The organism is Rhodococcus sp. H-CA8f (assembly GCF_002501585.1).
GTDB lineage: Bacteria > Actinomycetota > Actinomycetes > Mycobacteriales > Mycobacteriaceae > Rhodococcus_F > Rhodococcus_F erythropolis.
Genome location: NZ_CP023720.1, coordinates 4,298,972 through 4,314,455, shown reverse-complemented (window position 1 = coordinate 4,314,455; position 15,484 = coordinate 4,298,972). Strand labels below are relative to the sequence as shown.

General features: G+C 61.7%; 1 protein-coding gene (only partly in view). It reads left to right on the top strand.

Annotated features, from left to right (window positions below):
* On the top strand, positions 1-15,484 hold the 3' portion of the coding sequence (locus CPI83_RS19990) for a non-ribosomal peptide synthase/polyketide synthase (protein ID WP_157920618.1). It extends 13,262 nt beyond the left edge of the window; the window shows 15,484 of its 28,746 coding nt (coding positions 13,263-28,746); the start codon falls outside the window, past its left edge; it ends in the stop codon at positions 15,482-15,484.

Here is a 15,484-nt window from a genome sequence, read left to right as displayed (position 1 = left end):
TCAAGCCCCGGTGTGGACGCCGTTGCCGGTGCAGTATGCCGACTACGCACTGTGGCAGCGTGAGGTTCTCGGGTTCGAGGACGATCCGCAGTCAATCATCGCGCAGCAGATCAACTACTGGTCCGATGCCCTGGCCGACCTTCCCGAGCAGCTGGACCTTCCCAGTGATCGCACCCGCCCCGAGATCGCAACGGGACAAGGAGCGAACCACACCTTCACCATCGACGCGCAACTGTGGGCCGACGTGGAAGCAACAGGTCAGGCGACGGGCGCAACCCCGTTCATGGTCGTCCACTCTGCGCTGGCCGTGCTGCTGGCACGGTTGTCCGCGACAACCGACATCGCAATCGGCGCTCCTGTCGCCGGTCGCGGTGAAGCGCAGCTCGACGATCTGATCGGCATGTTCGTCAACACTTTGGTGCTGCGCACCGAGGTTGATCCGTCGATGTCGTTCACGGATCTGTTGGCTTCTGCGCGTGAAGTGGATCTGCAGGCGTTTGCCCACGCTGACGTTCCGTTCGAGCGGATCGTCGAAGCGCTCGATCCGGTGCGTTCGCAGGCACACCACCCGCTGTTCCAGGTGGCATTGACCTTCCAGAACCTTGGCCAGAGTGCTCTCGAACTGCCCGGACTCACCGCCGCTGCTGTGGAATTCGACGCAGCACTGGCCAAGTTCGATCTGCAATTCACTCTTGAAGACGCCGCTGACGCCGGTATGTCCGGCACTCTGACCTACGCGACGGATCTGTTCGACGCGTCGACAGCGGCCGAGTTCGCTGATCGCTTCGTGTCCGTCCTCCGTGGCGTTGTCGCGAATCCGACTGCTGCCGTTGGCGACGTGGATGTTCTGACCGCCGGTGAGTTGGATCGCGTTCTGTCATGGAGCGACACGGGTGTCGATCGTGGTGTGGATTCGACGTTGTCGGCGTGGTTCGATGATGCTGCTGCGCGGTTTGGTGATCGGGTTGCGGTGCGGTTCGGTGGCGAGTCGTTGTCTTATGGTGAGTTGTCGGTTCGGGCGAATCGGTTGGCGCGCAGGTTGATTGCTCAGGGTTGTGGTCCGGAGTCGTTGGTGGCGGTGGCGTTGCCGCGGTCGGCGGATCTTGTGGTGGCGTTGTTGGCGGTGGTGAAGTCCGGTGCGGGGTATTTGCCGGTGGATCCGTCGTATCCGGCTGATCGTGTCGAGTTCATGTTGGCTGATGCTGCTCCGGTGGCTGCGATTTCGTGGTCCGGGCGTGAGTTGGTGTTGCCCGCTGGTTTGCCGGTGGTTGATATCGACGCGGTGGATGTGTCGGAGTTCGATGGTTCGGTGGTTTCGGATGCGGATCGTGTTGCGCCGTTGCGGTCGTCGAATGTTGCGTATGTGATTTACACGTCGGGGTCGACGGGTCGCCCGAAGGGTGTGCAGGTTCCGCACTTCACGGTGGCGAAGTTGTTTGCGAATACCGAGAGTGTGTACGGGTTCGACGAATCCGATGTGTGGACGATGTTCCACAGTTATGCGTTCGACTTCTCGGTGTGGGAGTTGTGGGGTCCGCTGTTGTACGGCGGCACGTTGGTCGTCGTGGATTATGTGACGTCGCGGTCGCCGGAGCAGTTCTTGGAGTTGCTTGCTGCTGAGCGGGTGACGGTGCTCAATCAGACGCCGTCGGCGTTCTATCAGTTGGCCGAGGCTGATCGGTTGGCGTCGGAATCCGGTCAGGCCGCCGAGTTGTCGTTGCGGTGGGTTGTTTTCGGCGGCGAGGCGCTCGAGCTGCGTCGCTTGTCGGATTGGTACGGCCGCCGCGGTGACTTCGCGCCGACGTTGGTGAACATGTACGGCATCACGGAGACGACGGTGCATGTGAGCCATCGTGTGTTGGATGCTGCGTTGGCGGCGGATGCGTCGGCGAGTGTTGTGGGTCAGGCTATTTCGGGTCTGCAGGTGTTCGTGCTCGATACGCGTTTGGCTCCGGTGCCTGTTGGTGTCGCGGGTGAGATGTATGTCTCGGGTGTGCAGTTGGCTCGGGGTTATCTGGGTCAGGCGGGGTTGACGTCGACGCGGTTTGTGGCGAGTCCTTTTACTGCTGGTGAGGTGTTGTATCGCACGGGTGACGTGGCGTCGTGGAACAGTGCTGGTGATTTGGAGTATCTGGGTCGCGCGGATGATCAGGTGAAGATCCGTGGTTTCCGGATCGAGATCGGTGAGATCGAGTCTGCGGTGTTGGCGGATGTGTCGGTGGCGCAGACGGCGGTGGTTGTTCGTGAGGATTCTCCGGGTGATCAGCGGTTGGTGGCGTATGTGGTTTCGGCTGCGGGTGTGAGCGTTTCGGTCGACGATCTTCGGGTGTCGGTGGGTTCGTTGTTGCCGGAGTACATGGTGCCGTCGGCGTTTGTGGTGTTGGATTCGATTCCGTTGACGGTGAACGGGAAGTTGGATCGTCGGGCGTTGCCGGTTCCGTCGTTGCAGGTTGCGGTGTTCCGTGCTCCGACGTCGGTGGTGGAAGAGGTTGTGGCGCAGACGTTTGCGGATGTTCTGGGCGTTGAGCGTGTTGGTTTGGATGATGATTTCTTCGCGCTCGGTGGTAATTCGCTGATTGCGACGCAGGTGACGTCTCGGTTGGGTCAGGCGTTGGATGCTTCGGTTTCGGTGCGGGAGTTGTTCGAGGCGTCGACCGTTGAAGGGCTTGCTGCCCGACTCGGTTCTCATGTTGGTGGTGGTTCGCGTGCGGCGTTGACTGCGCAGGTGCGTCCGGCGCAGGTTCCGTTGTCGTTGGCGCAGCAGCGCATGTGGTTCCTCAACCAGTTGGATACGAACTCGGCAGGGAACAATGTTCCGGTTGCGATCACGCTCACCGGAAAACTGGACGTGTCGGGGCTGGAACAGGCTGTCTCGGACGTTGTCGGCCGCCATGAGGTTCTGCGCACGGTCTACCCCGAGGTCGACGGAATCGGCTACCAGAAGATCGTTGCACCGGCTGATGTCGGCGTGAACCTCGCTGCAACCTTGGTCTCGGATTCAGAGATTGTTTCCGAGGTAACGAACTTCGTGGCGACGGGTTTCGACGTGACAACCGAGGTTCCGTTGCGCGCCAGGCTTTTCCAGACCAAGGCCGACGAGCACGTTCTCGTATTCGTGGTGCATCACATCTCGACCGACGGTTTCTCGATGGGCCCGCTGACCCGCGACATCATGACCGCCTACTACGCCAGAACCAACGGCCAGGCTCCGACCTGGACGCCGTTGCCGGTGCAGTATGCCGACTACGCACTGTGGCAGCGTGAGGTTCTCGGGTCCGAGGACGATCCGCGGTCAATCATCGCGCAGCAGATCACTTACTGGGCGCAAGCATTGGACGGCGTGCCCGAACAGTTGAATCTTCCCGGGGATCGGGCCAGGCCGGCGGTATTCTCCGGTCAGGGAGCAACATTCGAATTCTCGATCGGTCAGGAACTGCATGAGCGGCTGATCGGTGTCGGTCGTGAGCACAATGCGTCGATGTTCATGGTGGTCCATTCGGCGCTGGCATCACTTCTCGCACGTCTGTCGGGAACAACGGACATCACCATCGGCGCGCCGATGGCAGGACGAGGTGAATCCGAACTCGACGATCTGATCGGAATGTTCGTCAACACATTGGTGCTACGTACCGAGGTTGATCCTTCGGCCCCGTTTACCACACTTCTGTCGTCGGCTCGAGAGACCGATCTTCAGGCGTTCGCGCACTCGGACCTTCCCTTCGAGCGGCTCGTGGAAGTGCTGGATCCCGTTCGGTCGAGGGCACACCACCCGCTGTTCCAGGTGGCATTGGCGTTCCAGAACCTGGGGCAGAATTCGTTGGCTCTGCCGGGTCTGACGGCCGCCGAGTTCGCAATCGACGAGACTGTGGCCAAGTTCGACCTGCAGCTCACGATCAGTGAGGTATCAGAAGGGCTGTCGGCGACGTTCACGTACGCGACGGATCTGTTCGACGAATCGACCGTCCGCGGATTCGCCGCACGATTGATGCGCATCCTGAACGGAATTGCGACGGACCCCGCAACTTCAGTGGGTGACATCGAAATCCTCGACTCGTCCGAGCGTGAGGTTCTGACGAGTCAAAGGGCTTCGTCAGGAGTAGCGCAGGCGCCGTTGGCCGAGATTCTTGCCGACGCTGCTGCGCGTTACCCGGACAACGTCGCATTGCGCTACCCCGGCACGGCGCAGGCCGCTGCCGGTAGGTCCATGACGTATCGCGAGGTCGACGAGTGGTCGTCGAAGCTGGCCCGCGTTTTGATCAACCGTGGTCTCGGGGCTGAAGATCTTGTGGCGGTGTCGATTCCGAGATCCGTCGAATCGGTACTCGCGGTCTGGGCAGTGTCGAAGACCGGGGCAGCGGTCGTTCCGATCGATCCGCACTATCCGGCAGACCGTATCGCGCACATGCTCAGCGACTCTGGTGCAAAGGTAGGCCTGACCCTCGACGTCGAACGTCCGAACCTCACCGACGACGTCGAGTGGTTGGTCGTGGACGGACCACGTGGCGAACAGATGACCGCCGGAGTGTCCGCAGCGCCAATCGATGCCGAGGAACGTGTCCGTCCACTGACGACTGCTCATCCGGCCTGGGTCATCTACACCTCCGGCACGACCGGTCTACCCAAGGGCGTTGTCGCCACCAACGCAGGTCTGGCGAGCTTCAGTGTCACGCAGGCCGCGCATTACCTCGTGAAGCCCACCTCGCGGACATTGCACTTCGCGTCACCGAGTTTCGACGCGTCGATGCTCGAGTTGTTCCTCGCGGTGGCCACCGGCGCGACGATGGTCATCGTCCCACCTGGCGTGTACGGCGGCGACGAGCTGGCTGAGGTGTTCCGTAGCGAACGAGTCACCCATGCGTTCATCACGCCGGCGGCTCTGGCGTCGATGGACCCGAGCGGCCTGGACGACCTGACGGTCGTAGGCGTGGGTGGCGAAGCGTATTCGCCGGAACTGATCAGCAAGTGGACGACAGGTGACGGCTCGACCGCATCGGCTTCGGCTCCCAGGACGTTCTTGAATGTCTACGGCCCGACCGAGACGACGATCGTGACGAACGTCAGCGTTCCGCTTCTGCCGGGTGACCGAATGGACATCGGCGCCACGATCGGTGACATGGCCGCTTTCGTTCTGGACACACGACTCAATCCAGTTCCACTCGGAGTCTCGGGCGAGCTGTATCTGTCCGGTCCTCAGGTGACCCGCGGCTATCATCGTCGCCCGGGCTTGAGCGCCGATCGATTCGTGGCAAACCCGCACGGTAATCCGGGCGAGCGAATGTACCGAACCGGTGACGTGGTGCGCTGGGTCGCTGGAACCGCACCCTCCACCTACGCCGTGGAATACGTGGGCCGCAACGATTTCCAGGTCAAGATTCGCGGTTTCCGTATCGAACTCGGTGAGATCGATGCGTCATTGACCGCACACCCCGAGGTCGAGTTCGCTGCGACGATGGGTACGACCCTGCCGTCGGGTGCTCCGGCACTGGTGTCGTACGTGTTCACCGGAAAGAACGCTTCGGTCACTTCGGCGGAATTGATCGAATTCGTCTCCAGAACCCTTCCGGCTCACATGGTTCCGGCTTCGATAATGGTCTCCTCGGACATGCCACTGAGCCCGGCCGGCAAGCTGGACCGAAAAGCGCTCCCAGCGCCGGTCTTCGAGACCAAGGAATTCCGCGCTCCGGTTACCGAGATGGAACAAGTCCTGAGCGAGATCTTCGCGGACGTTCTCGGTCTGGATCGAATCGGAACGGACGACTCGTTCTTCGCGCAGGGCGGCGACTCGATCATGTCGATCCAGCTCGTCTCGCGGGCGAAGGCACGTGGGGTCGTATTCGCACCCAGTGACGTCTTCGAGAGCAAGACTGTCGCGGCATTGGCCGAAGTGGCGAAGTATGCCGCCGACGTCGAGGCCGCGGTGGTGCTCGAGGAGTTGCTGGGCGGTGGAGTCGGCTGGATGCCGTTGACGCCGATCGAACGATTCATGGTCGAGCGCGGTGGCAGCTACAACCGATTCACACAGACGATGACTCTCGAGCTTCCACTCGGAGCGCAGCGAACCGACATCGTGCGAACCCTCGCCGCCGTCGTCGACCACCATGACATGTTCCGATCGCGGTTGATCTCCGACGGTCGCGGCTGGGGAATGTCGGTCTCCGAGCCGGGAACCGTGGACGTCGAGGATCTACTCAGCCGGGTGGATGTTGATGCGTCCTCGGACGAGTCGACAATTGTTCTCACGGCTTCCAAGGGCCTCGACGAGGCTCTCGGCCGGTTGAATCCGGCAGGCGGCGTGATGGTTCAGTTCGTGTGGGTCGACTTCGGTCCCACTCGCACCGGGCGCTTGATCATTGCTGCGCATCACTTGATCGTCGACGGGGTTTCCTGGCGAATCATTGTTCCGGATCTGGTGTCGGCTGCGGCTCAGATGGCCGGGGCGAGCGGAGCGACGGGGGATGTGGCTCTCGAACCTACGGGTACGTCGATGCGACGCTGGGCTCATGCTTTGTCCGAAGAGGCCCATCGGGATTCGCGTGTGGCCGAGCTGGATACGTGGCGGAAGGTGTTGCAGACACCGGACCCGGTGCTGGGTAAGAGGGCGTACGACTCTGCCGTCGACGTTGCGGCAACGGTTCAGCGGATAAGCGTGACGGTCCCCACTCAGGTGACGGAGACTCTGTTGACCACGCTGCCGGAGGTTTTCAACGGCGGCGCCAACGACGGCCTGCTCGCTGGACTGGCACTCGCGCTGATCGAGTGGCGTCGCCGAGCCGGAATCGACTCGACGTCTGCCTTGCTGCAACTCGAGGGCCACGGTCGCGAAGAAGCCGTGATTCCTGGCGCGGATCTGTCAAGGACCGTTGGCTGGTTCACCGCTGCCTTCCCGATCAGTCTCGATCTTTCCGAGGTAGATCTGGGTGACGCTTTCGCCGGAGGTGATTCGGCGGGACGCGCGATCAAAGCAGTGAAGGAACAGCTGCTGGCGATCCCGGACAAGGGCGTCGGGTACGGACTGCTGCGCTACCTGAACGAAGACACGCGCGCAGTGCTTTCTCGCTTCGCCGGGGGACAGGTCAGCTTCAACTACCTGGGACGAGTTGTCGCCGAGGATCTTCCGGCAGGCGTCGAGGGACTCGGGTGGCTGCCGGCCGGCGATTTCGCCAAGGTGTCGGCACCCGAAGACGTCGACATGCCCGCAAACAAGGTCGTCGACATCAATGCGATCGTCAACGGCGGCGCAGACGGTGCTGTTCTGGAGGCCTCTTTCGCATACCCCGTCGGTGCCATCGACGGCGAGAGTGTCGAGACATTTGCACAGATTTGGGTCGAAGCACTGACTGCCCTGGCGGAGCATTCTCGCTCCGTCGGAGCCGGTGGACTCACACCGTCCGACGTGCCGCTTGTCTCCGTGAGCCAACGAGATATCGACGGGTTCGAGAATCGATTCGGTACGGTGACCGACATCTGGCCCCTGGCACCGCTGCAGTCCGGTTTGCTCTTCCACGCGATGTTGGCGGAATCCAGCGTCGACCTCTACTCGGTGCAGATGATTCTCACTCTGTCCGGGAAGGTGGATGCCGACCGATTGCGCACTGCAGCACAGGGAATCATCGACCGTTATGCGAACCTGCGAACGGCATTCACGGCCGACGACGACGGAACGCCGGTCCAGATAGTCCTCGAAGATGTTGCCGTCCCGTGGCGGAACATCGATCTCAGCGATATCGCGGCGGTCGACCGTGAGGCAGCCCTGGACGAAGTTTTGACAGCTGACCAGGCGACACACTTCGACATGGCATCACCGCCGTTGATTCGGTTCACCTTCGTCACCATGGCGGAGGGGGACTATCGCTTGGTGGTGGCGAATCACCACATTATTCTCGACGGTTGGTCGGTGCCACTGCTCTTGCAGAACCTGTTGGCGCTGTACGCGACGCGTGGTGACGACTCGATTCTTCCGCGTGTGCGTAGCTATCGCAATTACCTGGCGTGGCTTGTCGATCAGGATCGTGATCGATCACTCACGGCCTGGGCGGATGCGCTTTCCGGCGTCGAAGAGCCGACGCTGCTTGCTCAGGTCACAGGCGGACAGGAATTCACCGCGCTGTCACAGAAGCTGAACGTGTCGATGTCGTCGGAGACAACCGCGGCGCTCACCGCTCTGGCCGCACGACTCGGGGTCACCGCCAACACGATCGTGCAGAGCGCGTGGGCGGTCCTGCTCGGTGCGTTGACCGGAACCGACGACGTTGTCTTCGGTGCAACAGTGTCCGGCCGGCCACCGGCGCTCACCGGCGTCGAATCGATGGTCGGGTTGTTCATCAACACCCTCCCCGTGCGGGTGCGCCTCGACGCCGCGGAGTCCGTCGAAGAATTGGTTGCCAGGGTCCAGATCGAGCAGGCGAGAATGCTTGATCATCACTATCTCGGTTTGACCGATGTCCAGAAAGCAGCGGACGTCGGAACACTGTTCGACACGTTGGTTGTATTCGAGTCGTACCCGGTCGACCGTGAGGGCCTCGCCGCACAGGCGGATGTTCTCGACGGAATGATGATCGACGACATCGCCTCGGACGATTCCACGAACTACCCGTTGACCCTGCTGATCGCACTCGACGAGCAGTTGCACTTGACGCTGCGGTACCTACCGGACTTCTTCGATGCCGACTACGCAACTGCGTTGCTGGACAGAGTTCTTCGACTGCTCTCCTCCGTAGCCACCGATCCTTCGGTGCGTGTTGGTGACGTTGATATTTTGGATTCTGTTGAGCGTTCGTTGGTGCTCGAGGGGTGGAATGACACGGCTCGGGTTGTGTCGGGTGTGTCGGTGTTGGATGGGTTCGATGCGCAGGTGGCGGCGTCTCCGGGTGCGGTGGCGCTCTCGTTCGAGGGGCAGTCTCTGTCGTATGCGGAGTTCGATGCTCGGGTGAATCGTTTTGCGCGGTATTTGGTTTCGGTGGGTGTGGGGCCGGAGTCGTTGGTGGGTGTTGCGGTTCGTCGGTCGGTTGATTTGTTGGTTGCGGTTTACGGTGTGCTCAGGGCTGGTGGTGGGTATGTTCCGGTGGATCCGGATCAGCCTGCGGAGCGTAATGGGTATGTGTTGGAGTCGGCGTCGCCGGTGTGTGTGGTCAGTACGTCTGATGTTGGTTTCGATGCTGGTGTTGTGCCGGTGGTCGAGGTTGATGTTGTTGATGTGTCTGGTTTTTCGGGTGCGCCTGTCTCTGATGTGGATCGGGTTGCGCCGTTGCGGTCGGGGAATACGGCGTATGTGATTTTCACGTCGGGGTCGACGGGTCGGCCGAAGGGTGTGGCGGTCAGTCATCGCAGTGTGGTCAATCAGGTGTCGTGGTTGGCGGAGCGTTATGCGGTGTCGGGTTCTGATGTGGTGTTGTTCAAGACTCCGGTGACGTTCGATGTGTCGGTGTGGGAGTTGTTTGTTCCGTTGGCGGTGGGTGCTCGGTTGGTGGTGGCTACTCATGACGGTCATCGGGATCCGGGGTATTTGGCGTCGGTGGTGGCGGCGGAGTCGGTGTCGATGGTGTCGTTTGTGCCGTCGATGTTGGAGGTGTTCGTCGATCAGGTTGTCGACACGTCGGAGGCGACGATTTCGCGTCTCGGTGGTGCTGGGTTGGGTTCGTTGCGGGTGATTTTCGCGGCGGGTGAGGCGTTGCCGGCGTCGGTGGTGGGTCGGGTGTTGTCGGTGTTGCCGTCGGTTGAGGTTCATAATTTGTATGGTCCGACGGAGTTCACGGTGCATGCGACGGCGGCGGGTCCGCTCGATGGTGTGGGTGTGGTGGTGCCGATGGGTGCTCCGGTGTGGAATTCGTCGGTGTTGGTGTTGGATTCGCGGTTGCGTCCGGTGCCGGTGGGTGTTGCGGGTGAGTTGTATTTGTCGGGTGTGCAGGTCGCTCGTGGGTATTTCGGGCGGGTGGATTTGTCGGCGGAGCGGTTTGTGGCGAATCCGTTCGGTGGGGTGGGTTCGCGGATGTATCGCACGGGGGATGTGGTGCGGTGGATCGGTGTGTCGGGTGAGCTCGAGTATGTCGGTCGTAGTGATTTTCAGGTGAAGTTGCGTGGTCAGCGGATCGAGTTGGGGGAGATCGAGTCTGCGGTTCGGGATCAGGTGGGTGTGGGTTCTGTGGTGGTGGTGGTGTGGCGTGATCAGTTGGTTGCGTATGTCACTGCTGCGGTGGGGTCTTCGGTTGATGTTGATGTGGTGAAGGTGGGTGTGGGGGAGCGGTTGGCGTCGTATATGGTGCCGTCGCAGTTTGTGGTGTTGGATGCGTTTCCGCTCAATGCTTCGGGGAAGTTGGATCGGAAGTTGTTGCCGGAGCCGGTGTTCGAGGTTGCGGTGTTCAGGGCTCCGGTGACGGCGATGGAGGAGATCGTCGCGTCGGTGTTTGCCGAGGTGTTGGGTGTTGATCGTGTGGGTCTCGATGACGATTTCTTCGAGCTCGGCGGCAACTCCCTCAATGCCACTCGCACGATCAAACGAATCGCCGATGCTCTCGACACCGAACTTTCGGTTCGAGTTCTGTTCGAGGCGTCCACGGTGCAGGATCTCGCAGCGCACGCCGAAAGCCGGACCGGGTCGGGTGGGCGAGTCGCGCTGACCGCGGTCGAGCGGCCAGAGCGGATCCCGCTTTCGTTGGCGCAGCAGCGTATGTGGTTCCTCAACCGATTCGACGGGAGTGCAGCGGCATACAACATCCCGATGGCGCTGCGCCTTCAGGGCGATCTTGACGTCTCGGCGCTGAGCGCGGCGATTTCTGATGTGATCGGGCGGCACGAATCACTTCGAACCGTCTACCCGGAAATCGGAGACGGTCCGGTGCAGGTCGTCAAGCCCGTGTCGAGTTGGTCGGACGAAATCGTCGCAGAACCGACTGGCGTGGACGAACTCGAAGGTGAGTTGGTCGCGCTGGCGTCGACGCGCTTCGACGTCACACGCGAGATTCCGATTCGTATCCGGTTGTTCCAGTTGGCTTCCGACGAATACGTACTCGGTGTCGCGATTCATCATATTTCCGCCGACGGTTCCTCGATGGCACCGTTCGCTCGGGATGTCGTGACCGCATACGCCTCGCGGGTTGCCGGGTACACACCGTCCTGGGCTCCTCTCGACGTTCAGTACGCCGACTACAGCCTGTGGCAGCGAGAGGTGCTGGGCAGTGAGGAAGACGCGGGATCTATTGCTTCGCAGCAGATTGCGTACTGGAGCAATGCTCTTGCCGGGCTGCCTGATCAGCTTGCACTTCCCGCCGACCGGCCGCGCCCCGCGACGCAGTCCTTCCGCGGCGGTTACCTGCACTTCGATATCGATGCAGAGTTGCATGCTCGGTTGAGCGGTCTTGCCAGGGCAAACAATTCGACGCTGTTCATGCTCACGCACACTGCGTTCGCGATGTTGTTGGCTCGACTGTCCGGAACCGAGGACATCGCGGTGGGTACACCCATTGCAGGACGTGGTGAGCGGGCACTCGACGATCTCATCGGCATGTTCGTGAACACCTTGGTGTTCCGTACGCAGATCGACAGCGGCGCGCCGTTCCTCGACCTGCTCGGACGTGTCAGGGAGACCGACCTTCAAGCATTTGCACATTCGGACGTTCCTTTCGAGCGACTCGTGGAGGTGCTCAACCCACCACGTTCGACCGCTCGTCATCCGCTCTATCAGGTCGGCTTCCTCTTCCAGAACATGGAAACCGGAGGGCTCGAGCTTCCGGGGCTCACCGTCAAGGGCGTCGATATCGACAACGGGGTCGCGCAGTTCGATCTTCAGTTGATCGTCAGTGATCGGTACGACGCGAACGGATCTGCAGCCGGCATCACGTCGATGTTCAGCTACGCGCATGATCTGTTCGACGAGTCGACCGTGCAGGACTTCGCCGATCGATTCGTGCGATTGCTCGCGGAGATCGCGTCCGATCCGTCGTTGACCGTCGGCGACTTCGCGCTGATGGATTCGTCCGAGAGCGACCGGATCCTGAACCGCTGGAACGACACCGATCACCCCGTCCCGGGAGCCACTCTGGTCGAACTGTTCGACGAGCAGGTCGGTTCGAACCCAGGTGCGGTGGCATTGGTCGCCGGGAACACGTCGCTGACCTACGCCGAGTTCGATGCACGTGTCAACCGTCTCGCACGCCATCTGATTGCAACCGGTGTCGGTCCTGAGTCGTTGGTCGCGTTGGCAATCGAGCGATCGGTCGAACTGTTGGTCGCCATGTACGCGGTGGTGAAGGCAGGTGGTGGATACGTACCGATCGATCCGAACCACCCGGCCGATCGCATCGAGTACGTGTTGACCATGGCAGATCCGGTCTGCGTCCTCACTACCTCGACCACTGCGAAGAATCCGGCGTTCGGTGATTCTGTGATCGAGATGGACACGATCGATCTCGCGTCCTACGCGGACGCGATGGTTACCGATGGGGATCGCAGTGCTCCACTGCGAGCGGACAACACCGCCTATGTGATCTTCACGTCGGGATCGACGGGGCGGCCGAAGGGCGTCGCGATCTCGCATCGGGCGGTGGTCAACCAGATTCTCTGGAAGCGCGATCAGTACGGCCTGGACCGATCCGATGCGATGGTGCTCAAGACGGCGGCAACCTTCGACCTCTCGGTCTGGGAGTTCTGGTCGGCACTGACTTCCGGTGCACGACTGGTGATCGCCGAACCTGAAGGTCACAAGGACCCGAGCTACCTGCTCGACCTGATGACGCGGGAGAAGGTCACGACGCTCCACGTGGTGCCGTCGATGCTCGCGATGTTGCAGTCGGCGTCGGAAAATGGTCTTCCGGAATCGCTTCGTCAGGTGCTCGCGATCGGTGAAGCGTTGCCGGCCGCGACGGCCACCGAGTTTGCAGAACTCAGCGACGCGCAGTTGGTGAATCTGTACGGTCCGACCGAGGCCGCGGTCTCAGTGACAGCGCACGTCGTCGGTTCGGACGATACGACGTCGGTGCCGATCGGTGCCCCCGAATGGAACACGCAGGTGTTCGTGCTCGACACGCGTTTGCATCCGGTCCCCGTCGGAGTCACCGGGGAGCTTTACCTCGCCGGTGCCCAGCTTGCTCGCGGCTATCACGGGCGCGCGGATCTGACGTCGGAACGATTTGTGGCCAATGTCTTCGGTGACGCGGGTTCGCGGTTGTACCGCACGGGCGACCTCGTCCGGTGGACGCAGAACGGCGAACTCGACTACGTGGAGCGCGCCGACTTCCAGGTCAAGATCCGTGGCTACCGCATCGAACTCGGTGAGATCGAAGCGCTTCTTCGCAAGCAGGCCAGCGTGGACTCCGCTGTGGTGGTGGCCAAGTCGGATGCGCGTACCGGTGATCGACTTGTCGGCTACGTCGTTCCTCAAAGCGGGGAAAGCATCGATGTCGAAACCTTGAAGCGGACTCTTGTGGCTGAGTTGCCGAGTTACATGGTGCCGGCGGCATTGATGGTCTTGGACGAACTACCGCTCAACATCAACGGCAAGGTCGATCGCAAAGCCCTGCCCGACCCCGAATTCGAGGCGACCGAATTCCGTGCGCCGACCAACCCCGTCGAAGAGATCGTGGCGGGTGTGTTCGCTGACGTACTCGGTGTGGCGAGGGTCGGCCTCGACGACGACTTCTTCGAGCTCGGCGGAAACTCTCTCGTCGCGACGCAGGTCGTGTCGAGGCTGGGTGAGGCGTTGGACGCGCAGATTCCGGTCCGTGTGATCTTCGAGGCCTCGACTGTCGGGGCATTGGCGTCGAGGGTTCTCGAACACGCGGGATCGGGTGGCCGCCCACCGTTGGTGGCCCAGGTGCGTCCGCACGAGATCCCGCTGTCGTTGGCGCAGCAACGTATGTGGGTGCTCAATCAGTTCGACAAGACCTCGGGTGCGTACAACATCCCGGTCGCGATCCGGTTGTCCGGCGCTCTCGATGTCGACGCACTTCACTCCGCGGTGTCGGATCTGATCGAGCGTCACGAAGTGCTCCGGACGGTATACCCGGACCAGGGCAACGGACCGGTTCAGATGATCCTGCCTCGCTCCGCAGCGACGGTGGGACTGGAAGTGATCGCAACCGACGAAGCGTCGGTCGCCGAGCAGGTGGCTGACACAGTTCGCGAGGGCTTCGATGTCACGACAGCCGTTCCGTTGCGAATCCGTCTCTTCGAGGTCGACGAATCCGAGCGGGTCCTCGTCGTTGTCATTCACCACATCAGCGGTGACGGCTTCTCGATGGCTCCGTTGATCAGAGACACCATGGTTGCGTACACCGCACGTACCGGCGGGGAGACGCCGGAGTGGGCTCCGCTCGAGGTGCAGTACGCCGACTACACGCTGTGGCAGCGTGATGTCCTCGGATCGCCGGAGGACGCGGACAGTCAGCTGGGCCGTCAACTCGCGTACTGGGTGAACGAGCTCAAGGGCACTCCGGAGCTTCTGGAACTGCCGACCGACCGGCCGCGGCCGGCTCGCGCGAGCATGCGCGGTGCGGAATTCGAGTTTGCCGTCGATTCCGAGACCACGGACCGGCTCGCGACGATCGCACGGGAGCAGAACTCGACAGTCTTCATGGTGGTTCACACTGCCCTGTCCGTGCTGCTGGCGAAGATGAGTGGATCGAACGACATCGCAATCGGTACGCCGATCGCGGGTCGAGGTGAGCGGGCTCTCGACGATCTTGTCGGGATGTTCGTCAACACCTTGGTCCTGCGAACGGAGATCGCTCCTGCTTCGACTTTCGTCGACCTTCTGGGGCACGTGAAGGACAAGGACTTGTCGGCATTCGCCAATGCCGACGTACCGTTCGAGCGGTTGGTCGACGAATTGGGGCGAGAGCGCTCTCACGCATACTCGCCGCTCTTCCAGGTCATGCTCACATTCCAGAACATGGCTCTTGGTACGTTCCAACTCCCAGGCCTGGAACTCTCTGCGGTCGACAGCGGTTTCGATCAGGCGATGTTCGATCTGCAGCTCACCGGTATCGAGCAATTCGACGATGCCGGGGTGCTGTCCGGGCTGAGGATGCGTTTCACCTATGCGACCGACCTGTTCGACGAATCGACCATCGCTCTTTTCGCGGCGCGATTCGGGCGGGTGCTCGAAGAACTGGTGACCGATCCCGGGGTCGTGATTCGTACGATCGACATCGTGACCGATCAGGAACGCGAGGAAGCGAGCGCTGCCGAGCCGAAGTCCGCGGCAGATCTGCCCGAACTGGCAGCCGCGGCGGCGGCCGCCGATCCTGAGGCAATTGCGTTCACCCACGGTGATCAGGCGGTCACCTTCGGTGAGTTGTCGACCAAACTCGTTGCCATGCGTACCGCCATGGGCGCTGCTCTGGCTCCCGATGCACTGGTTTCGGTGTCGCTCGCCGGCCTTGTTCCGGGCATCCTGCCGGCACTTGGCGTCGACGGTCTCGCCACACTTGTGAGCTCGGTGATAGCTGACGCACAGTCGGTGTCAGCGGGCCGTGGGGGTACGGCCGGGTAA